22 protein-coding genes are annotated in these 22,809 nt (G+C 54.5%); 17 read left to right on the forward strand and 5 right to left on the reverse strand.

Annotated elements, in window-relative coordinates:
- Positions 1 to 120 precede the first annotated feature (120 nt).
- From FHS21_RS19935 to FHS21_RS19990, 12 genes are all read left to right on the forward strand, one after another.
- Positions 121 to 1,974 (forward strand): AAA family ATPase, encoded by a 1,854-nt coding sequence (locus FHS21_RS19935; protein ID WP_183663746.1) that lies wholly within the window; start codon positions 121 to 123, stop codon positions 1,972 to 1,974.
- Positions 1,961 to 2,860 carry a sensor histidine kinase gene (locus FHS21_RS19940; RefSeq protein ID WP_183663748.1) on the forward strand — a complete coding sequence of 300 codons (900 nt, stop codon included), beginning with the start codon at positions 1,961 to 1,963 and terminating at the stop codon, positions 2,858 to 2,860. The genes FHS21_RS19935 and FHS21_RS19940 overlap by 14 nt, the downstream gene beginning before the upstream one ends.
- A gap of 3 nt (positions 2,861 to 2,863) precedes the next feature.
- The gene (locus tag FHS21_RS19945; protein WP_183663750.1) at positions 2,864 to 4,285 is read left to right on the forward strand and encodes a response regulator; all 1,422 of its coding nucleotides are present in this window, start codon (positions 2,864 to 2,866) and stop codon (positions 4,283 to 4,285) included.
- Between the two features lie 184 nt (positions 4,286 to 4,469).
- Positions 4,470 to 5,051: a recombinase family protein gene (locus tag FHS21_RS19950; RefSeq protein ID WP_183663752.1), complete on the forward strand. Its 582-nt coding sequence runs from the start codon at positions 4,470 to 4,472 to the stop codon at positions 5,049 to 5,051.
- Positions 5,041 to 5,463, forward strand: coding sequence for a hypothetical protein (locus FHS21_RS19955; RefSeq protein ID WP_183663754.1), 423 nt, complete (start codon positions 5,041 to 5,043; stop codon positions 5,461 to 5,463). Before FHS21_RS19950 ends, FHS21_RS19955 begins: the two co-directional genes overlap by 11 nt.
- Positions 5,464 to 5,905: 442 nt before the next feature.
- On the forward strand, positions 5,906 to 8,083 hold the full coding sequence (locus FHS21_RS30770; RefSeq protein WP_183663755.1) for a type I restriction-modification system subunit M: 2,178 nt from the start codon (positions 5,906 to 5,908) through the stop codon (positions 8,081 to 8,083).
- Positions 8,080 to 9,333, forward strand: a complete 1,254-nt coding sequence (locus FHS21_RS19965) for a restriction endonuclease subunit S (protein WP_183663757.1) — start codon at positions 8,080 to 8,082, stop codon at positions 9,331 to 9,333. Before FHS21_RS30770 ends, FHS21_RS19965 begins: the two co-directional genes overlap by 4 nt.
- Complete coding sequence (locus FHS21_RS30440) at positions 9,330 to 10,274, forward strand: hypothetical protein (protein ID WP_210283580.1); 945 nt, start codon at positions 9,330 to 9,332, stop codon at positions 10,272 to 10,274. The genes FHS21_RS19965 and FHS21_RS30440 overlap by 4 nt, the downstream gene beginning before the upstream one ends.
- Before the next feature lie 11 nt (positions 10,275 to 10,285).
- Positions 10,286 to 10,993: a TIR domain-containing protein gene (locus FHS21_RS19975; protein WP_210283581.1), complete on the forward strand. Its 708-nt coding sequence runs from the start codon at positions 10,286 to 10,288 to the stop codon at positions 10,991 to 10,993.
- 1 nt (position 10,994) lies between these two features.
- Positions 10,995 to 14,066, forward strand: a complete 3,072-nt coding sequence (locus FHS21_RS19980) for a type I restriction endonuclease subunit R (protein WP_183663759.1) — start codon at positions 10,995 to 10,997, stop codon at positions 14,064 to 14,066.
- Positions 14,067 to 14,307: 241 nt separating this feature from the next.
- On the forward strand, positions 14,308 to 14,580 hold the full coding sequence (locus tag FHS21_RS19985; RefSeq protein ID WP_183663761.1) for a hypothetical protein: 273 nt from the start codon (positions 14,308 to 14,310) through the stop codon (positions 14,578 to 14,580).
- Positions 14,581 to 15,028: 448 nt separating this feature from the next.
- Positions 15,029 to 15,991 carry a restriction endonuclease gene (locus tag FHS21_RS19990; RefSeq protein ID WP_183663764.1) on the forward strand — a complete coding sequence of 321 codons (963 nt, stop codon included), beginning with the start codon at positions 15,029 to 15,031 and terminating at the stop codon, positions 15,989 to 15,991.
- A 48-nt stretch (positions 15,992 to 16,039) separates the two neighbouring features.
- On the opposite strand, the gene FHS21_RS19995 is transcribed toward FHS21_RS19990, so the two are convergent.
- Complete coding sequence (locus FHS21_RS19995; protein ID WP_183663766.1) at positions 16,040 to 16,429, reverse strand: hypothetical protein; 390 nt, start codon at positions 16,427 to 16,429, stop codon at positions 16,040 to 16,042.
- A gap of 69 nt (positions 16,430 to 16,498) precedes the next feature.
- Positions 16,499 to 17,044 (reverse strand): hypothetical protein, encoded by a 546-nt coding sequence (locus FHS21_RS20000; protein WP_183663768.1) that lies wholly within the window; start codon positions 17,042 to 17,044, stop codon positions 16,499 to 16,501.
- Between the two features lie 239 nt (positions 17,045 to 17,283).
- On the opposite strand from FHS21_RS20000, the gene FHS21_RS20005 reads away from it, so the two are divergent.
- Complete coding sequence (locus FHS21_RS20005; RefSeq protein WP_183663770.1) at positions 17,284 to 17,706, forward strand: hypothetical protein; 423 nt, start codon at positions 17,284 to 17,286, stop codon at positions 17,704 to 17,706.
- Positions 17,707 to 18,502: 796 nt separating this feature from the next.
- Here FHS21_RS20005 and FHS21_RS20010 read toward each other — a convergent pair.
- The gene (locus tag FHS21_RS20010) at positions 18,503 to 19,273 is read right to left on the reverse strand and encodes an alpha/beta hydrolase (RefSeq protein WP_183663772.1); all 771 of its coding nucleotides are present in this window, start codon (positions 19,271 to 19,273) and stop codon (positions 18,503 to 18,505) included.
- A 211-nt stretch (positions 19,274 to 19,484) separates the two neighbouring features.
- On the opposite strand from FHS21_RS20010, the gene FHS21_RS20015 reads away from it, so the two are divergent.
- The 3 genes from FHS21_RS20015 (at position 19,485) to FHS21_RS20020 (ending at position 21,087) form a co-directional block, all read left to right on the forward strand.
- Positions 19,485 to 20,492 carry an AraC family transcriptional regulator gene (locus FHS21_RS20015; RefSeq protein WP_183663806.1) on the forward strand — a complete coding sequence of 336 codons (1,008 nt, stop codon included), beginning with the start codon at positions 19,485 to 19,487 and terminating at the stop codon, positions 20,490 to 20,492.
- Positions 20,493 to 20,697: 205 nt separating this feature from the next.
- Positions 20,698 to 20,829 (forward strand): glycine zipper domain-containing protein, encoded by a 132-nt coding sequence (locus tag FHS21_RS31825; protein WP_465248743.1) that lies wholly within the window; start codon positions 20,698 to 20,700, stop codon positions 20,827 to 20,829.
- Positions 20,830 to 20,931: 102 nt separating this feature from the next.
- Positions 20,932 to 21,087, forward strand: a complete 156-nt coding sequence (locus FHS21_RS20020) for a hypothetical protein (RefSeq protein WP_162701915.1) — start codon at positions 20,932 to 20,934, stop codon at positions 21,085 to 21,087.
- Between the two features lie 76 nt (positions 21,088 to 21,163).
- Here the strand turns inward: FHS21_RS20020 and FHS21_RS20025 are convergent, their stop codons facing one another.
- A complete protein-coding gene (locus tag FHS21_RS20025) occupies positions 21,164 to 21,439 on the reverse strand; it encodes a DUF2277 domain-containing protein (protein WP_183663774.1) in 276 nt (91 codons plus the stop codon).
- Positions 21,440 to 21,702: 263 nt separating this feature from the next.
- Here FHS21_RS20025 and FHS21_RS20030 point away from each other — a divergent pair, with 263 nt between their 5' ends.
- Positions 21,703 to 22,437, forward strand: a complete 735-nt coding sequence (locus tag FHS21_RS20030; protein WP_112529628.1) for a response regulator transcription factor — start codon at positions 21,703 to 21,705, stop codon at positions 22,435 to 22,437.
- Here FHS21_RS20030 and FHS21_RS20035 read toward each other — a convergent pair.
- Positions 22,434 to 22,715 (reverse strand): transposase, encoded by a 282-nt coding sequence (locus tag FHS21_RS20035; protein ID WP_162701916.1) that lies wholly within the window; start codon positions 22,713 to 22,715, stop codon positions 22,434 to 22,436. The two genes, FHS21_RS20030 and FHS21_RS20035, sit on opposite strands and share 4 nt — an antisense overlap.
- Between the last annotated feature and the right edge of the window lie 94 nt (positions 22,716 to 22,809).

Below are 22,809 nucleotides of genomic sequence, written 5' to 3' on the forward strand. Positions count from 1 at the left end.
ATAGGGTTTGCTTCCGCAAAACCGTAGTGCAAACAATACTTTGCCCCACTGGTGTTGCAGGAAGTTTCAGCTAGAATGCCGCATAAATTAATGGACATCGTTAGGTTAGGACGGAATTTAGTGTGGATTGAACGCATTGCGATCGAAGGAGGCGTTTTGGATGGCTTTGAGGAGGTCCTCCATCCGCGTCTTAATGTCCTCATCGGTGGCCGTGGAACTGGAAAAAGCTCGGTCATAGAGTTGATTCGGTATTGCCTCGGAGCCGCCACCCACAGCAAGGCCGCCACCAAAGATGCCACGGAACACGCATTGGGCGTTCTTGGTGACGGACGGGTAACGCTAACCATTCGGGATGGGGCCCACAGGATTCTCGTGACGCGGACCGCCATCCAAGAATCACCGGATATTGATGGCGAGCTGTTCACACCTCCGTTCGTCTTCTCGCAATCAGAAATCGAAGCGATTGGCCTTCATGCGCCCTCCAGACTCCGCCTAATCGATGGTTTTGTAGATCCACTCGAACAAACCTCTGAAACCCGCTCAATCTCGTCACGTGTCGCATCAATTACGGCGGAAATTCGGGGCTTACTCGCCGAGATAGATGACATCACAGAGAAAGTGGCTGACTTGCCTGTGCTTAGACGTCACCTTGATGAGTTAATGGCTGAACGCGCCGCGAGGTCGTCGGAGCATCAGGAAATTGACCTATTCCGGCACGCCCTCGAGGAGATCACTCCTTCATTGGCTTCGGCTCATGTGCGTTTCGAGGCCATAGCGCGAAGCGCCGAAAAATTGGCGGAATGGATCGAACGGGTCGACCAGGCGCTTGAACATAAGCCCCAAATTGAATCATGGCCTTCTCAGATCGGCACCCCTGATGAGCTGGTTGACCTAAGAGCGCGAGATTTGAAAGCGTTCGAACACATCCATGCGGGCCTTTCAGAGATGAAAAGCGTTGCTGAAGCGCTAGAGCAAAGGCTTGGCTTGGCCTCAAGTCAGAGGATCGGGTTCGAAAATCGCGCTCGTGAAATCCGTGTGAAAATGGAGGAAAAACAAAAGGGCACCAGTGCACTGGAGCGGCGCATCGCTGAAACTACTCAACACGTCTCGATGCTGGCTTCGTTGGTTGAATTGAAGGCTGAGAGACAGCAGCGGATGAACAGCTTAGAGGCGCAGCGCAATTCGCTGATATTGCAACTTGACAAAGGTCGTCAGGAGCGCACCGTCAACCGTCAGAACATCGTTTCCCGTTTGAATCGAGAGCTTGGTCCGAGCGTACGTTTGACCCTACAGCCATTTGCGCAGCGGAAGGAATACGTGAGCGCGCTCGCCGGAGCCCTACGGGGGAGCGGCCTTCGCTATATGGAACTAGCTGAACGAATTTCCGAGAGCTTCAGCCCCTCCGAGATTGCGGTCCTAGCCGAGCGCCGCGACCTGAGCGAGATTTCCAACGCCATTAGCATTAGTCCAGATCGCGCGCTCCGCTTGTGCGACGCGCTTCGGAGTTCGGCAGGAGTCGACCTTTTCTCGACGGTCGTGGAGGACGACGTATTGATCGAGTTGATGGATGGCTCCGACTACAAAGGAATAGACTTCCTTTCGATGGGACAACGCTGCACGACAATATTACCCATCATACTTCGGCACATGGAGCGGATGATAGTGTTGGATCAACCGGAGGACCACCTGGACAACGCTTTCGTCGTCAACACGCTCGTGCGGGCCGTGGTTGGTCGATCTGAAAATGCGCAAACGATTATCGCTACCCACAACCCCAATATTCCGGTCATCGGAAACGCCGATCGTGTTTACCAACTGGACTCCGACGGCTCTCACTGCTTTGTTCGCGTCAAGGGCGAGCTCTCACAGCCTTCGGTTGTGACAGCCATCTCGACGATAATGGAAGGCGGACGAGATGCCTTTTTGAAGCGGGCGAATTTCTATTCTGAGAATGTAACGAATGTCTTCGATTGATTCTGTTTTGCGTTACTTGCGTTCTGAAAATCCTAGCGAACGGCTCAAGGCAGCGCGGTTCTTGGCCAACAACGCGCGTGCAACAGAAGCAACGCCTATCCGAGAAGCTCTTGCGAGGGAAACCGTCGTTTGGATAAGAGGTGCACTTCAGCGCGCCTTGGAGAGGTGTGTCCCGGCACAGGCCGCATCATCTTCCTCCACAATTGACCGTGATGACTTTTCAGCCGATTTCGCGGCACAGGTTCATGCGGAGGCGTTGGAAACGACGACAGCGCAGCTCCTCCATGAAGTGGAGCCGCTTGTCGGGTCGCTAAAACTTGCCGCGCAAGGTGATGTTGCCAATTACGAAACCTCTCTGACGAAAACGGTGGTGGACCGGTTGGACAATCTTCTTGAGGCGCTGTCTCGGTTAAGGCGCGCAGCAAGCGCCCCGAAAATAGAAGAGTTCGACCTAAGCGTGTTTCTCGGCGAAGTGCTGTCTGAACTCGATCAATTGCCGCCAATCGTCGTGCAGCGCGCAGGTCCGGATCATTTAATCGTGGTTGGGGATAAGACTTTGCTACGCATGTGCGTCCTCAACGGACTACGAAACGCTGTGGACGCGACAAACGCGTTGGTTGATGAAATTGAAGAGGCGCCTCTCACCATCGCCTGGGGAAGTACAAATAAGGAGGCCTGGATTTCCATCGTCGATTTAGGGATCGGTTTTGGAGGCAACCTCCAACGAGCATTCGACATAGGCACAACAACTAAAGAGGGACACCTTGGTATGGGCTTGGCAATCACCCAACAGAGCATCAAGTCAATGTCCGGCCGTGTCGCACTCATCCCGAATCCGCGCGGTACGCGATTCGAGTTACGTTGGCCGCTCGCGCGAGAAGCATAGCCCATGCGCGTTCTACTGGTAGAAGACAAGATCGATTTTGCGAAGATCATCGAGGCCAAGCTCAACGCAATACCCGACTGCGAGGTAAGGTGGGCCAAAAGCCGAGACAGCGCCGAGGCGACGTTGCGAGAGGAGGATTTCGATCTTATAATCATCGATCGAAAAATCCCATCAGCTGACGGCATGCTTGATGACAACGCAGAGCATGGACTGCGAGTTTTCCACGTAGCCATCGAAGTCTGCGAGGGCACACCGATCTGGTTTCTTACGGGAACGGAAGATGCCGACTTCCCGACAGAAATTAACAACAATCACGGACGCCGCGAAGACATCCACGGGGCAAACAGCCTTGAACCTCTGCGTATGGTATTTTGGAAGCGGCAACTGGACGAGGCGCTCAAACGAGCGAAAGATTTCGCCGATGAGCAAGCACGCCTCTCCGCGATCGCCATCACTAATCCCGGTGCTATTAATCTTTCCAGAGCGGAAATAAAAAATCTGCGCATATTCTCTCGTCTGTTCGGGGCGACATCGCTCGACGTGACCTCACTGGGCGGAGGTCTGTCGAAGGCCCGAGTAGTCAAAGTGGTCGCCCGAAATGCCGCTGGCGCGCCCGTTCACACCGCTGTCGCCAAAATAGGCGATCTTGCGGCTGTTCGTGATGAGCATCGGAGATACGCAGGCGAGATTACCAAGCTGCAACCGGGCGGCTACCCGCCCCTTACGGTCAAGATTGACGCGGGGTCCGGGGCCGTGGGCGGCGTGTATTACTCGGTGGTCGGCACCGAGGTGACGAGCTTATTCGATAAGATTGCGTCCGGCGACCCAGCGGTTCGTGATGTGCCTTCCACGATTCAGCAAATTCAGCGGCCTTGGCAGGAGGCAAGTTCAGTCGAGCAAGTAAGCGTGGGCCAAATTCGACGTCGGTTTCTCCCTGATACAAAACTCCCCGATATAGAAGCCGAGCTCCAGGGCATAGACATCACGGCAGTCGAGGCAATCGTTGTAGATGCAGCACGATGTAGCCAACATAACGATATGCATGCCTTGAACGTACTATTCGATAATCAAGCCAGGGGCATGGTCATCGACTTCAACGACGCTGGTGCATCTTTCGCGGCAACCGATCCGATAACGTTGGAGCTGAGTCTCATTTTCCACAAGGACTATGCCATTCTCGGCACTTTGTGGCCGACTGCCGATCAGATGGCCCTTTGGTCAGATGTAGAATCTTATGTGCAAGACTGCGCGTTCGCGGACTTCATTCGCGCCTGCCGGAAATGGGCTCTCGAAGTTGCTGGCTCCCCGGAGGAGGTGATTGCGACATCTTATGCGTACGGCTTACGCCAACTAAAGTATCCAGACACGAGAAAGGAATTGGCGCGCGCCCTAATACGCGCAGCGATATCGTCGCTTATTAAGTAAATGTGTCGCCTTCGCCCCGAACCCAGTTACGCTGGCACAAGCGACGTTTTATCTGTTGTCCCATATGGCCTCGGTTCATTGATACATCAAAATTGGGGCAATGTGTTGTGCCACTGACATAACCTTTGTGTTTTGGAACGCACCGTCTCAATCTCTCCTAGATGCTGTGGCACAGGAGGGAAGCATGGGCGCCATCGTTGGTTACGCGAGAACTTCAACAACAGATCAAGTTGCAGGACTTGAGGCGCAGGAACGCGATCTTCGAGCGGCCGGAGTGACTAAGCTCTATTCGGAGCAAACCTCGTCAATCGCTGACCGCAGCGAATTAAAGCGGGCGCTAGATTACGTCCGCGAGAATGACGTTTTCGTTGTTACCAAACTTGATCGCCTGGCCCGGTCGATTGCCGATCTGCTCGCAATCCAAAAGGTAATAGAAGGAAAGGGCGCATCGTTACGTGTCCTTTCTCTAAGCCTCGATACGACCACGCCGACAGGAAAGCTGATGGTTAATCTGCTTGGCAGTATTGCTCAATTCGAACGCGAGTTGATGTTGGAGCGGCAGCGGGAAGGAATTGCGAAGGCCAAGGCTCAAGGAAAGTACCTGGGGAGGGTACCTACCGCTAAGGCGCAGTCGGCAGAGATACTCGACCTGCACAGCCAGGGCCTAGGACCTTCGCGAATTGCTCGAAAGCTGAAAGTTGGACGCTCGTCTGTCTATCGCATCCTTGCCACATCGCGCAGAAGGGAATCGACCATTGAAAATTGACGGGGCTTTCCGCCAGTGGCGCTGGCAGCGTCTTCCCATCTATAACGGCTTCACTCATGAGGAGCGAGTAAAAGGATGGCAACTCCATTGGCATTTGATTGACATTGGTTACCTGGTTCCCCCATCGGTTTGCTCGGTCTCTGGGTCAACACAAAACGTCCAGTATCATTCCGAGAACTATTATGAGCCCTGGAATCCATATCCGATATGCCGGACCCTTCACCTCGCGCTTCACAAACGATTTTCTCGACCGGAAGACTGGAAAGCAATCGTTCAAAGGTACGTTCTCACCGGCGAGGAATGGTTTGCGAAGCTTGCGGCGGAGCCGACTGATTTGGCGGCGCACCTTCGTTCGCTACATGGCGATGCGGTAGCTAATGTTCTCGATCGGCTGCCGGGCATCGAGGCATAACCTCGAAATTTTTGAAACCGGTTGCAAATTCGGTCGCGGCACTCAGTCTCAAACTTGGTGTGCCGCGATACGATCAGCGCCCGGGCTTCGGGTGAGAACACGTGACGAACCGACCAGGCATGATCCGTTGCCACAAGCGGCATCACTCATGTTGCAATCTCTGGTCGCGAACGAACCGGGCGAGAGCAGCGATTTGTTGTTGGAGGTGTGGCGTCAGCCACAGAAATACGACAGGCCCCTGGGATGTCATCCAAGTGCCACCAGCGTCGCACAAGGCTCCTGTACTAGGACATGATCCAGTCCCGAATTCTTGCAAATCGTTGCAACGGTCCTGGTAGCGGCGGAAATCGTGTCGCTGGTAGCAATTGGCTTGACGACCATGCCATCTTTAATTCTATCAGGTGCACACTGTGGGACAAAGGAATACGAAAGTGGCCTGTAAATGAACGTTCAACTTCATAATCAGCTTAAGTCAGACATCTGGGAAATAGCGAACCGCTTGCGGGGCCCCTACCGGCCGCCCCAGTACCGTCTGGTTATGCTGCCGATCGTCGTCCTACGACGTCTCGATTGCTTGCTAGGTCCGAGTAAGGACGCTGTCCTGGCGCAATTCGAGAAGTTGGCAGCACAGGGCATGCCGGAGGCTGCGATGGAGCGGATACTCGGCAAGGCTGCTGATCCGAAGCGCAAACACCCACTTTACAACACGAGCCGGTACACCTTCGAGCGTTTGCTTGGCGATCCGGAAAACATAGCGCCGAACCTCGTTTCCTACATCAATGGATTTTCGTCCACGGCGCGGACGATTTTCGAGCGTTTCAAGTTCACCGACCAGATAGAGAAGCTGGACGCCAGCAACCGGCTCTTCACGATCGTCAAGGCGATGGCCGACGTCGACCTGCACCCGGATCGCATCGACAATCTGCAGATGGGATATCTGTTCGAGCATCTGGTCATGCGCTTCAATGAACAGGCCAACGAAGAGGCTGGCGACCACTTCACCCCGCGTGAGGTCATCCGCTTGATGGCTAACCTCGTCTATACGGGTGAACAGGACGTCTACACACCAGGCATTTTCCGTACCATCTACGATCCTGCCTGCGGTACAGGCGGAATGCTGTCGGAGTCTGAGAAGTTAATCCTGGGGCAGAACAGCCAAGCCAATCTTGCTCTGCACGGTCAGGAATACAATGACGAGTCTTGGGCGATCTGTTGCTCAGATATGCTCATCAAGGACGAGGACACGAAAAACATCGTGCTTGGCGACACGCTGGGCGATGGCAAGACCCGCGACGGGTTCGAGGGTAGCAGCTTTCATTTCATGCTTGCCAACCCGCCATTTGGCGTGGAGTGGAAGGATCAGAAGGCTGTAGTAGAACGCGAACACAAGGAGATGGGCTTTTCAGGCCGGTTCGGCGCGGGCCTTCCTGCGATCAATGATGGTTCCCTGCTGTTCTTGCAGCATATGATCGAGAAAATGCACCCTTACAAGGAAGGTGACGAGAACGCTACCGGCTCAAAGATTGCGGTGGTCTTCAACGGCTCCCCGCTTTTTTCGGGTGATGCGGGATCAGGCCCGTCGAACATCCGCCGCTGGATCATCGAGAACGACTGGCTCGACGCCATCGTCGCTCTGCCTGACCAGCTTTTCTACAATACGGGCATCTTCACGTATGTCTGGCTTGTCACGAACCGCAAGGCTCCTGAGCGGCGCGGCAAGGTGCAGTTGATCGATGGCACGCGGTTTTTCCAGCGCATGAGAAAGAGCCTTAACAACAAGCGCAACGAGATCAGCGACGATCAGATCAATGACCTAACGCGCATCTATGGCAATTTCCGTGATGGCGAAACGGCGGATGTCCGCATCAATGGCGACACAGAAACGCGGGTCGTTTCCCGCTTTTTTAAGAACCATGAGTTCGGCTTCCTAAAGGTGACGGTTGAGCAGCCTTTGCGGATGAATTTCGAAGCGACGCCAGCGCGCCTTGCTCAACTGGACGATCAATCCGCCTTCGCTAATCTGGCCACCTCCAAGAAGCGTAAAGATGAGAAGGCGGCCGCGCGGGAGATCGAGGAAGGCGAAACGCTGCAAGACGCGATTCGCGCGGCCTTGGCCACACTGGAGGCCAAAGGCCGCTACATGGATCGCGAGGCTTTCGACGCGGACTTGACCCGCGCCTGCAAGCGCGCTGGGTTGAAACTCGCTGCACCAATCAAGAAGGCGATCTTCGCTGCTCTGGGTGAGCGCGACCCGGATGCGGAGATTTGCCGCGATAGCAAGGCCAAGGCGGAGCCAGATAGCGAATTGCGCGACACCGAGAACGTTCCGCTACCCGACGGCTCCACGCTGCCGTTGCCCATGCAGTTCGGACCGGACAAGCCCAATGACAAGCTCGTCGACACGTTTCGCGACGTGATTGACACCTATATGGCGCGCGAGGTGCTGCCGCATGTGGCCGATGCTTGGGTCGATTACGACAAGACCAAAGTCGGTTATGAAATCCCAATCAACCGCCATTTCTACGTCTACAAGCCGCCGCGCCCGCTCGATGCCATCGAGACGGATATTAGTGCTCTGGAAGGCGAGATTGCTGGCCTGCTCAAGGGGCTCGTTGCGTGAAGCCGACCTCAGGAGCATTGCGCTATTTTGCTCGCATTCGGAACGGAACTACCCCCGCCAGCGGTGAAGCCGAATACTGGGATGGCGACGTGAAGTGGGCCACCCCAGAGGACCTTGGCAAGCTGACTACAGACCGGATCACTGAGACCAAGCGAATGGTCACCGAGAAGGCTGTTGAAGAAAGCAACCTGTCGATCCTCCCGATCGGCTCTATAATCATTTCGACGCGAGCACCCATCGGTCACATGGCGATCAACGACGCGCCAATGGCATTCAATCAGGGTTGTCGTGGCATCGTTCCCGGCGACCGGGTTTATGGGCCGTTCCTCTACTATTTCCTCAAGTCTCTTGCTCCTGAGCTCAACGCGATGGCCAATGGTACAACATTTGTCGAACTGTCTCGCGATGAGCTTGCTGCTGTGCCTGTGGCGTTTCCACCCCTAGAAACCCAGCGGCGGATTGCGCGATTTCTGGATGAGAAGACGTCGCGGATCGACGGGCTGATCGAGAAGAAACGGGCACTTCTGGATCGGCTTGCCGAAAAGCGTCAGACGCTCATTACCCGCGCCGTCACCAAGGGCCTGAACCCCGACGCGCCCATGAAGCCCTCCGGCATCGACTGGCTCGGCGGCATTCCTTTACATTGGGAGCGCCAAAGATTGAAAGAGGTTTGCAAAGAGATCATCGACTGTAAAAACCGCACCCCCCCAAATGTTGATGACGGCGAATATTTCGTGATCCGGACATCTTGTTTGGGCGGTGGCCAGTTTAATCCCGCAGGCGGGTACTGGACGGACGAAGAGTCGTTTGCCGAATGGACAAAGAAAGGGACGCCACAAGAGAATGACGTTCTAATTAGCCGAGAAGCTCCGATGGGAGAAGCCTGCCTGTTTCCAGAAGGCTACATGCTTTGTCTTGGTCAACGTATGATGTTGGCACGAGCAGACCCGGACAAAATTCACCCATATTTTCTCTTGCTAAACATATACTCTGATGTGGGACGAGAGTTCGTCGATCTTCGGAAAAAAGGGACCACGGTCGGGCATCTACGGGTACCTGAGGTATTCAACTTCCCTGTCATGGTTCCGCCTATCGCTGAGCAGCGTGAGATTGTTATCGAGTTGCGTCGGCAGTTGGAGAGTCTGCGTGAAGTTGAATGCCGTGTTGCACGGAGCCTTGAGAAGCTTGAAGAATACCGTTCAGCACTTACCACGGCTGCCGTCACAGGCAAGATCGTGGGGCTCCAATGACGCTGGCAGCCAACACGTATTTCGAGCATCTGAAGGCGTATGTGAACAGCGAATACGTCGTACACGACGGTTTTGGTGGTAAGGTTGTGTTGACGGAAAAGTATTTTCGTCCGGAAGATGTGAAGCCGCAGGAACGCCGGATTGAACTCCTGGTGCCGGGGACTGGTATGGCGTTCAAACTCGATCATGACGATTTCGACACCCATAAGAATAAGTCAAAACCGCCGCTGTTTCATTTCCTCGATGACAATGCCAAGCCTTGGTCAAAACGCTGCGATTTCGTAGTGTTCTACGTAAACGGTCGTTCCTTCCACGCAGACTGCATCGAGTTCAAGTCGAAGAGCTTGACCGCCGAAAAGATCGTCCCGCAGCTCAGAGCTGGGATGTGTTGGGTGACCAGCCTCAAGCGTACCATCGAGCATTACACCGGAGACAACCGCAAGATTCGGCTGCGCAAGTTCGTTTTCGCCGAGAACGAGAACCCCGGAGCATATCTGGACGCTAACTATGCCGCGCTTGGTGATCCCGATCTCGGACAAGATGAATCGATTCCGAAATGGTGGGGCGAGGTCGCTGAACGGATTTTGAAAGAGGACTACTATGGGAAGGCAATCCAGCGGAACGTGGAGGCTCGTGCGAAGTTCTCGGACGCCCTGATGTCGCCGTTCGCGCTTGTGCGGTTCACCAACGAAACCGGAGACGCGATGCAGGACGTTCTCTCGCTATCGATCCGCACCGGACAGACTCAACTCGTTCAGCGCTACGGTCGATACTATGCACTTACCGTAGGCCGGTGGCTCTCCGAGGTCTTTTCGGCGCTTTCATATTTTACTTGTTACACTCACAAGATCGATGCTTTCTTTGGCGTTTGGAAATATTTACAAACCTATACTGTAGATGACAGTTTTCTGAAAACGCGCGAGAATTGGCCTTTGGCTTGATTGGGGGACGTATGGCCAGAAAGTACTATGACGGAATTGACGCACTCAAGGCCATGATCGCGGCACTAGGGCTGAAAGGGATGTGGTCGGAGCCGAACGACTGCCACCGGTTCGACTCTCAGCGCGGTGGCGTACTTCTATTTTGGCAGGGTACAGGCACAGTTTCAATTCAGGGCAAGTCACCTGGCAAAGAAGACATCGAAGCGGCTTTCGACGGTGAGCAGCCAGTTGCGGCACCAACAGTAGCCAAGCCCGATGGGCCTAGCAAAAAGGTCTTCGTCGTCTACGGACACGACGAAGCAGCGCGCACCCAACTCGATGCGATGTTGCGTCGATGGGGTTTGGAACCTGTAATTCTCGATCAGCTACCTTCGAAGGGGCAAACGATTATCGAGAAATTGGAGGACTACACAGAAGACGTGGGATTCGGCGTTATTCTCGCTACCCCTGACGATTTTGGATACCCGAAGGATCACGAGGATCAGAAAGCCTACCGAGCTCGGCAGAATGTTGTGCTTGAGTTGGGAATGCTGCTCGTGAAACTTGGCCGCCCGAAAGTGGCGATCCTGCTTGGCAATCAAGTGGATATGGAACGCCCCTCCGATATTCAAGGGCTTATCTACATACCCTTCAAAGAAAATTTGCAGAAGGAAGCGGGAACGTTGCTAGCCAAAGAAATGGCGGCACAGGGCTACACCATTGACGTGGCAAAGCTCTAACATGGCGGGGCATACTGAAAACGACTTCGAGACTGCGATTGAAGCCGGGTTGATCGGAGCGGGTGGCTATGCCATGCGCTCGCCTACCGCCTATAACGAGGCGCTCGCCCTTTTCCCCGAGGACGTCACCGGCTTCCTGAAGGACAGTCAAGCGGCGAAGTGGGCGCAGCTTGAAGCCTTGCTGGGGACAAAGACCGAAGCGAGCGCGCTCGACAGCCTCGCTAAGGAACTTGACATCAAGGGCACGCTGCACGTCCTGCGGCATGGCTTCAAATGCTACGGGAAAACCTTCCGGTTGGCCTATTTCCGACCGAACTCCGGCATGAATCGCGAGGCCGCCGCGTACTATGCCGCCAACCGGCTAACCATCACACGGCAGGTCGCCTTCATCTCGGTTATGAAAAACGCAGACGGCAAGAACCGGCGCTGCATCATCGACGTGACGCTGAGCCTGAATGGCCTGCCCGTGGCCACAGCTGAACTGAAAAACCCGCTAACCGGACAGCGCGCGGCGGACGCAGTACGCCAATATTGTGACGCCCGCGACGAACGTGATTTGCTATTCGCCTTCAAGAAACGCGCGCTAGTGCATTTTGCGGTGGACCCGGACGAGGTGTGGATGACCACGCGCCTCAAAGGCAAGGAAACCGTGTTCCTACCCTTTAATCGGGGCAACAATCACGGTGCCGGGAATCCGCCTGTCGAAGGCAATTGGAAGACTCACTATCTCTGGGACGAGGTGCTACAGGTCGATAGCCTGATGGACATTCTGCAACGCTTCATGCACCTGGAAGTGAAGGAGCGGCAGGTCAAGACCGACAAGGGCGTACGCACCATCCGCAAAGAAACTATGGTCTTCCCGCGCTATCACCAGCTTGATGCGGTCCGGAGGCTTGTAGCCCATGCGCGCGCGAATGGCTCCGGGTGCAACTACCTTATCCAGCACTCGGCGGGATCGGGCAAATCCAACTCCATCGCATGGCTCGCGCATCGGCTGTCGAGCCTGCACAACGCCAATGATGAGAAGGTGTTTCACTCGGTGGTGGTCGTCACCGACAGGCGCGTACTTGACCAGCAATTGCAGAACACGATCTACCAGTTCGAGCACAAGACTGGCGTGGTCGAGAAGATCGATGAGGATACCCAGCAGCTTGCCCGCTCGCTTTCGAATGGTACTCCCATTGTCATCACAACGATCCAGAAATTTCCCTTCATCTCGCAGGCGCTATCCACGCTGGAAGGCAAAGGACGGGCAGTAAGTATCGACACAGCGGGTAAGCGGTTTGCTGTAATTGTGGACGAGGCGCATTCCTCGCAAAGTGGCGAGACTGCGATGGCCCTCAAGGGTATGCTCAATAAGGACGGGATTGAAGCCGCGATTGCGGCACAGATGTCGGACGAGGAGGATGGCGATCTTTCTGAAGAAGCCAAGGCGGCGGTGCTGCGCGATGCGCTGAAACGCACGCGTCAGCCCAATCTCAGCTTCTTCGCTTTTACCGCCACGCCGAAGTTCAAAACCAAGACTCTATTTGACGAGCCAGGACCTTCGGGTACTTCGCCATTTCACGAGTACACCATGCGGCAGGCCATCGACGAAGGCTTCATTATGGATGTTCTCCTGAACTACACGACTTACAAGCGTTTCTTCGGCCTCATCAAGCAGGTGGAGAACGACCCAGAGGTGCCGCGCAAAAAGGCGGCGAAGGCACTGACGCGGTATCTGGAACTGCACCCGGTCAACATCGACCAGGTCGTTTCGGTTATCGTGGAGCACTTCCGGCTCTATGTCATGCACGAGCTCGGGGGGCGGGCCAAAGCGATGGTCGTCACCGGCTCGCGGCTCGCTGCCGTCAAATACAAGCTGGCGTTCGACCGCTATATCAAGGACCACGGATATGCGGGCATCCGCTCGCTAGTAGCCTTCTCAGGCACGGTGGAAGACCCGGAAGACCCCGGCTCCTCCTACAGCGAAGTCGCGATGAATGACGGGCTGGCCGAAAGCGAACTGCCCGAGACTTTCGAGCGCGACGACTACCGCGTGCTCCTAGTCGCCGAGAAATACCAGACAGGCTTCGATCAGCCGCTCTTGCAGACAATGTATGTGGTCAAGCGGCTCGCCGGGGTTCAAGCGGTGCAGACCCTATCCCGGCTTAACCGCATGGCACCTGGCAAGGCGCGAACCTTCGTGCTCGATTTCGCCAACGAGGAAGACGACATCTACAAGGCTTTCAAGCCATATTACGAGGCCACGCCCGTTGGCGAGAACGCCGATCCGCACCGCCTCTCCGAATTGCAGCACAAGCTATTGGAATGGGCAATCTTTGCCCCAAGTGACGTCAACGCTTTTGCCGAGGTGTGGTATCGGGGCAAGCGCGATCACTCCGCGACCGACCATCGTCTCATGAACGCCGTGCTTGATAGCGTTGTACAGCGGTTCCTTGATCGGGAAGAACCGCAGCAGGAGGAATTTCGTGGCCAACTGACTGCATATCGCAATCTTTACGCGTTCCTCTCACAGATCATCCCTTATCAGGACAGCGAGCTTGAAAAGCTATACGCTTTCGTTCGGAACCTGATCGCCAAGCTTCCACCCCCCGGCGAGGGTCAAGCCTTCGCGCTGGATGATGAAGTTTCCTTACGGTTCTTTCGCCTCCAGCAGATGACCGAAGGCTCAATCGACCTATCAGAAGGCGAGGTCGATCCGCTTAAGGGACCGACGGACGTCGGTACAGCCCGCGCGCACGACGAGGACATTGCTCTGTCTAGTCTCGTCGACAAGCTCAACGAGCGCTTCGGTACGGCCTTTACAACAGCCGATCAACTGTTCTTCGACCAGATACGGGCCAGTGCCGAAGAGGACGAAAAAATCGTTGAGGCTGCCAAGGCGAACAACCTCGCCAACTTCTCGTCATACCTCGAACGCATGATGGATGAGCTTTTCATCGACCGCATGGAAGGCAACGAGGAAATCTTCTCAAGGGTGATGACAGACAAGGAGTTTCGGTCTGCGGCCCACGAGCATCTTGCGGGTGAAATCTTCCGGCGAGTAAGGAATCCAGACGCTACCCAATAATACCAATGGTCCCAACATGTACCGCGCCTGAGTTGATCGAATGTAGGGACGTGCGCATACTTGGTGCATTCAGCATCACGTGAAGTCTTCCCACTCAAAGCAAGGTCGCTGTTTGTCTACGCTCCAGACAGGACAAGTTGAGGCACGTCTATGAGCTGTGAAATGGCGCGTGCGTCTTGGGCATTGCAATCAGGGCAATACACGACCAGGGTTAGTCGGAGGAATGCAACGGGAGACGCCAATGAGGGGATACACGAAACATCGCAAAAGTACAAACGGACGTATGGAGGTTGAGGGCCTCAGAATAGACCATAGCAATGGTGAAATAGTTATCCGCGCCCGCGAGAGCAGAAACAAAGATCGGGGCGTCGATATCCGCGTGTTCCTAGATGCTGACGATGCTGTAAAGCTCGTCTTATTACTTGGTGAGAACAACGAGATATTCCGACTTGCAGTGAAGGCCGAACTTGCACGGCTCGATTATAAACAAGCTCGGGATGCTGCTGCGGAATAAGCATTCTCTCAGATAGAGGACGCGTTTTTGGGCCGAAAGCAGTCCTTTTGGCAACGTCCGCTTCGCGCCAGAAAAGTCATCTCCTGCATTTGAAACTGGTTGCAAATTTTTGACGGGCTCTACGAGAAACCACAACCTGCACTAGTACATTATGCTGGTACGCAAGAGACATCCTATTATCATGAAACCACTGTTTTTATTATATAAATTGCTTTCAAATTGGTTCCCGCTGGGCTCACCATTCTAGCGGGCTCAGTGTTCGGCAGAATTTGAAACGAGTTGCAAACTATTAACGAGTAGTCAGAGTCCCTCTCGACATCGCAAACCCGGGGATGCATCAAAAAGGCGTCCAGATAAGGTTTACCGGCTGTCGCGCTTGCGTGCTGCAGAAAATGGAATAGTAGAAAAAGGTTAGGCGCAAAGTAGCAGCCGGTTGAGGAACACGATCTTGGCGAAAATACCAGACTACCAAACATTGATGCTGCCCGTGCTGAAAGCAGCATCAGCGGGACAGATGACTGTCGCAAAAACGATTGAAAGATTGGCCTTAGAAATACCGTTAACCGAGGCGGAACTAGCAGCGCCTCTACCTAGCGGTCGGCAAACCATAATCGCTAATCGAATACACTGGGCAAAATTCTATATGTCGAAAGCGCGACTAATCGACATGGTAAGACGAGGAGTTTTCACCGCGTCTGATAGAGGAAGACAGTTGCTGGTTCGCAATCCTGATCGCATAGACAACGAAACATTGTCGGAATATCCGGAGTTCCGATTGTTCATGGTCGAAAGTCGGAGGCGACTTCGAAGCGACGAAGCGTTGGAGAATCCCGCTGCGAACCTTGATACGGTCTCATCAATGAGCACCGTCACGATTATGTCGCCTGATGACCGCATTGAGAGCGCGTTACAGGAGATTGAAGCGGGCCTTAGAGACGATTTGCTTGATCGTTTGTTCTCTATCCAACCGCAAGCGGCGCGAGCAGCTTTCTTCGAACGTCTCGTTGTGCAGCTTCTGATATCGATGGGCTATGGTGGAGGATTAGGAAAATCGACCGTTTTAGGTGGGCGTGGCGATGGTGGCGTTGACGGAGTGATCCATTTGGATGCTCTGGGAATTGACCGGGTTTACGTGCAAGCAAAATGTTATGACCGCGAAAGCACGATTAGTCCTGCTCAAGTTCGTGAATTTGCCGGTTCGTTGGATGACAAAAAGACCACGAGAGGCGTATTCATCACGACCGCACAATTCTCACGGGCAGCCAGAGACTTTGTCGGCGGCATTCAAAAGCAAATAGTATTGATTGATGGCGATGAACTGACACGCTTTATGATCTCGTTTGGTGTCGGTGTGCGACTTCATCAGACAATCGAAATTAAGAAACTCGATGAAGATTTTTTCGAAATATGAAGTGCATCAAAAGGACTCTTGCCGGTCATACGCGTTCACGGTTGGCATCTACGGCCCCGGTTCCCAGCACACCCCGGCAGGTGGGGCTACTAAAGAGGGCTCTCCTCCGTCTCCAATCACCGTTGTCCTCAATACGCCCCCTTTTTTGGGATCGCCGGAACGCTGAAGCAAAGTGATCTTCAAGCTTTCCTCATCGGTATCTGTCCCATGCGCGATCAGCCATATACCATCCTTAGTGATCTTAAGAACCTTGAATCCCCCACCGCCAAGGTCGTGGCTGTTGCCTTCTGCTGAGACAGTCCTTGCTTGATCATCGACCGTGACGCCAATTGGGAACTCTGAGTAGAAGCTGCATTGAAACTTCAGCAACTCCGCAGGTGCGGTAGTGGGGATTACTGCCAAGCTACTGGCCGCTATAAGGCGAAACCAATTGACCACGAAACACTCCTTTCTAAGGATAATAAATTTCGCAAAGCGGGCGCCGGCACAGGACTCCGGCCAGCGTGCTCACTTCTCAGGAGCATGGAAGGTCATCGCAGTATGACGCCACCCGGCAGGCTCGCTGCCAAGACCTCGCTTGCCAGTAGTAGGGTTATCGCGAAAGTCGTACATCTCGTCATTGTCATGATTAAGATAGACATAGCATCTCTCTCCTAGTTGAGTGATTCCATAGTTTCCACGTTGAAGAGCTCTGAAAAGTCCGAAGTCCACGAGAGCCTCCATATCGTCCTGGATCGATTTGTATTCACACCGGCGGATTCTTTCCCGAGCTGCTTTGCTTAAACCGTTGTAATTCAGACCGTGCGGAATAACAGTCACTTCGGCGCAGAATTTCGCTAAATCAGTAGCATTGAATACGCCGCTATTTTCCAAAGCTCTTTTAGCCGCCGTTATGAACTGTGCAGCAGTTCCATTCTGGATGATACGGCGGTGAGAACCAGCAGGTGCCTTGTTTTCGAAAGATTCCCACGCGCCGTACTTTGCGAGAAGATAGGTGTAGATCTTAACCCATCCATCGTCGAGCCCTCTTGCTCCGTCAAAGTTCGCTCCCATGACGCACCTCCTAAACCAGATGCATTTGATACTAGACAAGTTTCCTAAGTTTTCAAGGTCGTCGAGAAAAGTAACTTTCTGTGACAAATTGGAACGTAAAAAGCAAAAATATGGAGAAAGTCACGATTAATAACTTTTGTGACCATATTGATAACTATAAGTGACCAGACATCATTACCTGCAATGGCGACAACATGAAAAACTCATTTTGGCCAGAAGTATTGGAGCGTAAGATGAAAATGATCAGATCAATAATTACAAGCGTTGCTGCTGCTACCATCTTTATTCCTATTTGGGGAACCTTCGTCTGGGCCTCCCCCGACGTGGCCACCTTGTCGGCGGTCAGCCAGTGTACGACAGACGGAACAGGCGGCGACGGCGTACGTCACGCATGCGACTCCGAAGTTCAGACGGTGACGTCCCCTGATGGCTACGTCCTTGCTCAGAACAGCCTCTCCGGCGGCCTGACGAGTGGCAACGGCTCGGAACAGGAGTGCCATGTAAGTTGGACGAATTTTGTTGAAGTCATCCCTAACGTCACGCAACCCAAGACGCTGAAAGTCCGTGCACACTCGCGCTCGCCGAAGGGGCATTGGTCTGGACGTGGCTGGGCAATTTGCAAGTACACAGTTATCCTTGCGCCACTGCCACATACTAACTGAGCCGGTTTTCGACTAACGGGGGCGGTCGTTCTGGCCGCCCTTTCCCGTTGATCCAGTGCTAATGACGGTATGACAGGGCTCTGGCGCGTCCGCCTTGCGCCAAAGCAGTCATCACCCGCATATGAAACCGGTTGCAAATTTTAGAGACGTAGTAACGCCGCCACCGTGGTACATATCAATGGTACACAAGAGCAACAAAATATTGAAGAAGCGGTTGTTTTTACTACATAAATTTCGCTGTAGTTAGTCCCCGCTTGGCTCCACCATAACCTTTTCAGTCACTTACAGAATTGCATATCCCTTTGAATCTCCAACGCGCTGTTAAAAAACCGGCATCTGGGGAAACACAGGGGAAACGCCAGGCGACCTCAGTGCCTACCTGCGAACCGTGGACCGCCTTAGAAAGTGTACTACTCGACGTCGAGCTCCGCTCTTAGATTTCAATTCCTTCGAAAGACTAATGATCTCGGGATGATCAGCGACGAAATCCCGCAGGTCTCTCGGTGAAACGCACCTCTGACAGGACTTCTTGCTTTCTGCCCAAAGGCGGAACGATGTCGGGCTCGATCCCGCAATTCCTGCGAAATGTCGTTCAAGTGATCCGCGACCATCTCGACCGCCGGCAGAATGGTTTCCAGGCGCGCCGCTAGACGACGCGCAATCCAAGCAGCAGGCGCGAAGGGCTTTGCTCAGTTCGTTTTTCTTGAGTCGAATCTTCTTCTTGTAACGATCTTCGACTCTATCCAACGCTTCGTTCAGCGCCTTCATATACGCCTGCTTCTGGTTTTCGTCCGTGTTACTGCACGAGCGCGGCCCTTTCAATTACCGCGGCGACATCCTCCGCATGGACTACGAGGGAGGCATGGCTGCCTGCGACTTCCGTCGTGTGAGCATGCATTCTGGCTGCAAACATTTTCTGGGTCTCCGCCGCGATTACCTTGTCCTTCGTGCTGATCACGTAGAACGTCGGCTTGTCGTGCCAGGCTGCCGTATCGATAGGAGCCTCGAACGCTGTGTGGTTCAACGGGAGCTGATGGTTTGCCAAGGATACGGCGATCTCCGAAGGAAGGTCAGCCGCGACTGCCGAAGGAAATACTTTGGGATCGATGTAGAGGTCGCCCTTTTCGTCGGGATGAATAGCCGCGCCGCCTTCGGTTGCCGGACCGCTCGTGGCTAACATCGCCAAGGATTGTCCAACGTCGGGCGCGAATGCGGAGACGTAGACTAGGGCCGAGACTTTGGGATCGTCACCTGCTTGCGTGATGACGACGCCGCCCCAGGAGTGGCCAACGAGAACGGTCTTGCCGTTCTGTTTCGCAAGCGCCTGTTTGGTTGCGTCGACATCCGCTGCGAGGGAGGTGAGCGGGTTTTCGACGAGCGTTACGTTGTAGCCCTTTTTCGTGAGAATATCGGCAACCGGCTTCCAGCTCGTCTGGTCGACGAATGCGCCATGGACGAGCACGATATTATGTGCCGCCCCCTTGGGCAATTGAGCCGATTTGGCGGGGGCGGCAAATGTTACTCCGGCCATGAGGATGGTGGCGACTGAGAGTAGAAGATTTCGCATTCATTGCTCCTGTAAAGATGATGGACGACGCGGGTCCGGGGGAAGGGCAGGCGCCGGCAAGGTCGAGGTTTTTCCATCTGCCGTTTGCAAAAATGGTTTGCCGCGGCCTATTGGCTCGCCTTTAGATGAAATAGGTCATGGAGTTCTCGGACGTTAGGCCCCGATCGTCCGAATATTGTGTCCGAACGTCCGTTCGTGTAATGTCGGGATGATGGACATCCTCGCCCAAGTGCTCGATCGCGTCCGCCTTAGCGGGTCTCTGCTCTTCCACTTCGAGCTCGGCCATCCATGGAACCTGGCATTACCAGCGCGCCCCTACGCCCTTTTCCATTATCTCAGTCGTGGCTCAGCTACCCTCGCGCTTGAACAGGGGCGAGAGCTCCGCTTGACCGAGGGCGACTTTGTTGTAGTGACACGCGGCGAGCCCCATGTGATTTATTCAGACCGCCGGACGAAGCCGCTACCGGTTCTGGACCTCGATAGATTGGCCGGACGTCTTGGCGTCGTTCGTCACGGAGGCAGCGCGCAGCCGCTCTCGACGATGATCTGTGGCAATTTCACTGTGGCGCGGCCCTCCCGCGGTAGCGTGTTGGAATTACTTCCGCCCGTGCTTCTCCTGAAACCCATGGCGGACGGTGGATGGCTCGAGGCGATTCTACAACGCATGGTGAGCGAGGCGGCGCTTGAGCGTCCCGGCCAAGGCGTCGCGCTCTCACGACTGACAGAAGTACTCTTCGTCGAGGTGTTGCGGAGCTGGATCAAATCTCTCGGTCCAGGAGAAGGCGGGTGGTTGGGAGCGATGGCGGACCCGCACATAGGACCAGCCCTTCAGTTGATTCACGATCGCCCGGATCGGCCCTGGACCCTTGGCGACCTCGGACACAGCGTGGGGCTTGGTCGTTCGGCGTTTTCGGCTCGCTTCACCAAGCTTGTTGGCGAGTCCATGTACCGTTATTTGATCGCACGCCGAATGTCGGAGGCTGCGTTTCTACTCGAAACAAGTGACGAGGGGATTGCACGGATTGCGACCCGTGTCGGCTACGAGACCGCGACTGCGTTTTCCAAGCTCTTTCATCGACATCATGGCCTATCGCCTGGCCGTTACAGAGCAGTTCTCCGGTCTGACGGTGGCCGAAGGCAAGGGATGTACTCGAAGGAGAACTCCCCGATTGACCTCAGCCAAGCTAATATCCATGAAGTTTTGCCATCATCGGCGTAAAGTCGAATAGTGCCCGTATTGATCAATGTGCTGGCAACCGTCGCAGGGCTGGCGATCAAGAAGACTGCCTCCACGTACGCCTTGGCCGCCCCCGCCCTGCATGAGACCGTTATTGACCAGCGTGGAGCCGTCGGCGACCTGCGCGCCAATTCCTCCTTACGGGCAGTTGCCCAATTGTCGTCACAACGCCAGGCGAGCCTTGGGTATGGCTCTCGGAATAGCTCTTGGTATTGGCATCGGCGCAATGCTTGGAAATGCGATGTTTGACAGCATCTCGATGGGGATTGTTGTCGGCACCGCAATAGGTGCCGCGGTGGGGCACACGGTGTCCAGATGATCACATACGGCTCACGACGATCTGATTCGTAACACGCAATATCGAACCCATGTCTATTAAGGCGCACAATTGTGCCGAAGAACATCGTGGAGGAGAAATGCGATGTCGATCAAAACCATATTTGTACTGGCCGTGATGGCATTTTCAAGCTCGACGCTTGCGGGATGTCTGGACAGCAGCGGCGCCGCTCAGTGGCAATCCTATCATCCCGATTGGACAGGCTCAAACGGCGTAAGCTCGGGCCACAGCAAGCACTGACCGGCCAAATCATGCAGGCCGCCAACTGCCATACTGAGACAGTGCTGCCTGGTTGCAGGGTGGGTGGGACATTGCCCTACCCAGCCTGGGCGAACCGCGCTCTTGAACGCTCGTGTGCCTTCTCGGCCTCGACCGTGCGGTCACGTGCCGGCGCTTGCGTATTGAGGGAGGTCAGCAGCCGGTGTGCCGCATCCGAAACTTCCTTGACGGCGCGATCGAAAGCTTCGGCGTTAGCTTGCGAAGGTTTGTTGAAACCAGACAGCTTGCGCACGAATTGCAAAGCGGAAGCGTCGATCTCATCCTTGGTTGCAGGCGGGTCGAAGTTAAACAGTGTTTTTATATTGCGGCACATAATGGTCTCCTCAATGTCGATTACTGCGACGTGGCAAGGCCACTGATGTCGTTCCTCCTGTCCGCTGGTCGAGTCTTACTCCATCATATCGGCGGCCAATGAGTTAAATCCTTCGGTAGTACGATCAGGCTCATTCCTCAGGAGCCCCTAACTAATTGGTAGTACTTTTCCAATTTTATCACGACAGGACGGGTAAAGAGATATAATATGTAAATGTGGCATTTGCATTCAAACTCTGCAGAGACGGGGAGAATGGGGGAGCAGTGTCCAATAATTATGAAACAAAACGCCGTCGGGTGCGTCAAGTTCCTGCCGTTATCATCATAGATCAACACACGCTTGCACGGACGACTATCGTAAGACTCCTTGCGCACGAACTTGCGGGCTGGGATTTTATCGACATGATGGGCATCGAGAACCTCGATAGCGCCATTGGTATGGATGTGCGTCTGGTTGCACTGGATGTGGCGGGAAGAAACGTCGAAAGCTCCAGCTTGCACAATGACCTTGCGGCAATATCCGAGCTCTTTCCCGAAGCTGCGATCGCACTTTTGTCCAGCACGGACGATTCGGCGATGGCCTCACATGCGCTGGCGATGGGAGTTCGCGGGTATTTCACGACGACGCTGCCCATTGAAATAGCGATTGCCGGGATACGGCTGGTTCTTGCAGGCGGCATATTTTGTCCAAATCCGCTCGGCACGTTTGCTACCGAGATGCCAAAGAGCGACAGACCTCCCCGCGAGAACCGGACAAACGGTAATGGACATGCGCGTTACTTAAGCGTTGCGGACTTTACGCCCCGCGAGGCGGACGTCCTTGCGGAGTTGCAGCGTGGTCACCCGAACAAGGTGATTGCGGGAAAGCTCAATCTGTCGGGCAACACCGTGAAGATGCATCTGCAGCACATCATGCGCAAACTCAACGTTCAGAACCGGACTGAGGTGGTCGCGCGGTTAGGTCAGGCGCCATCCACGGATCATGAGTATACCGCTTAGGCATTTCCCCTCGATGGAGTATTGGCAAGCATCTCACTGAGTGTCGCTGCCGCCAGCATGGCTTCGGCCAGCAGCTTTTTGAGCTTTTGGTTCTCGTCTTCCAGGGCCTTGAGCCTCTTCACGTCAAAGCCGGCATTTCTGAGTTGCAAGGATTGCCACCGGTAGAACGTCGGCTCGCTGATGCCATGTTCGCGGCATAACTGCGCCACGCTCATTCCGCTGCGATGTGCCTTGAGAATGTCCATAACCTCATCGTCATTGAATTTTCTTTTGCTCATCGCATCGTCTCCCTCCGACTGCATAAGTTCACACCTAGACGCGCGGAGCTTGATGGAATGCCGGACTGGTTTCGTCGACCATCGACTGATCAAA

It is taken from the genome of Phyllobacterium trifolii, assembly GCF_014192095.1.
GTDB lineage: Bacteria > Pseudomonadota > Alphaproteobacteria > Rhizobiales > Rhizobiaceae > Phyllobacterium > Phyllobacterium trifolii.

Bases quoted from the DNA above. Each gene is read 5' to 3' on its own strand.
- FHS21_RS19980 (WP_183663759.1), top strand. From the start codon at position 10,995: ATGGCGGGGCATACTGAAAACGACTTCGAGACTGCGATTGAAGCCGGG.
- FHS21_RS19950 (WP_183663752.1), top strand. From the start codon at position 4,470: ATGGGCGCCATCGTTGGTTACGCGAGAACTTCAACAACAGATCAAGTT.
- FHS21_RS31825 (WP_465248743.1), top strand. From the start codon at position 20,698: ATGGCTCTCGGAATAGCTCTTGGTATTGGCATCGGCGCAATGCTTGGA.
- FHS21_RS19945 (WP_183663750.1), top strand. From the start codon at position 2,864: ATGCGCGTTCTACTGGTAGAAGACAAGATCGATTTTGCGAAGATCATC.
- FHS21_RS20035 (WP_162701916.1), bottom strand. From the start codon at position 22,715: ATGAGCAAAAGAAAATTCAATGACGATGAGGTTATGGACATTCTCAAG.
- FHS21_RS19940 (WP_183663748.1), top strand. From the start codon at position 1,961: ATGTCTTCGATTGATTCTGTTTTGCGTTACTTGCGTTCTGAAAATCCT.
- FHS21_RS20005 (WP_183663770.1), top strand. From the start codon at position 17,284: ATGATCAGATCAATAATTACAAGCGTTGCTGCTGCTACCATCTTTATT.
- FHS21_RS30770 (WP_183663755.1), top strand. From the start codon at position 5,906: ATGAACGTTCAACTTCATAATCAGCTTAAGTCAGACATCTGGGAAATA.
- FHS21_RS20000 (WP_183663768.1), bottom strand. From the start codon at position 17,044: ATGGGAGCGAACTTTGACGGAGCAAGAGGGCTCGACGATGGATGGGTT.
- FHS21_RS20015 (WP_183663806.1), top strand. From the start codon at position 19,485: ATGGACATCCTCGCCCAAGTGCTCGATCGCGTCCGCCTTAGCGGGTCT.
- FHS21_RS20025 (WP_183663774.1), bottom strand. From the start codon at position 21,439: ATGTGCCGCAATATAAAAACACTGTTTAACTTCGACCCGCCTGCAACC.
- FHS21_RS19985 (WP_183663761.1), top strand. From the start codon at position 14,308: ATGAGGGGATACACGAAACATCGCAAAAGTACAAACGGACGTATGGAG.
- FHS21_RS20020 (WP_162701915.1), top strand. From the start codon at position 20,932: ATGTCGATCAAAACCATATTTGTACTGGCCGTGATGGCATTTTCAAGC.
- FHS21_RS30440 (WP_210283580.1), top strand. From the start codon at position 9,330: ATGACGCTGGCAGCCAACACGTATTTCGAGCATCTGAAGGCGTATGTG.
- FHS21_RS19975 (WP_210283581.1), top strand. From the start codon at position 10,286: ATGGCCAGAAAGTACTATGACGGAATTGACGCACTCAAGGCCATGATC.
- FHS21_RS20010 (WP_183663772.1), bottom strand. From the start codon at position 19,273: ATGCGAAATCTTCTACTCTCAGTCGCCACCATCCTCATGGCCGGAGTA.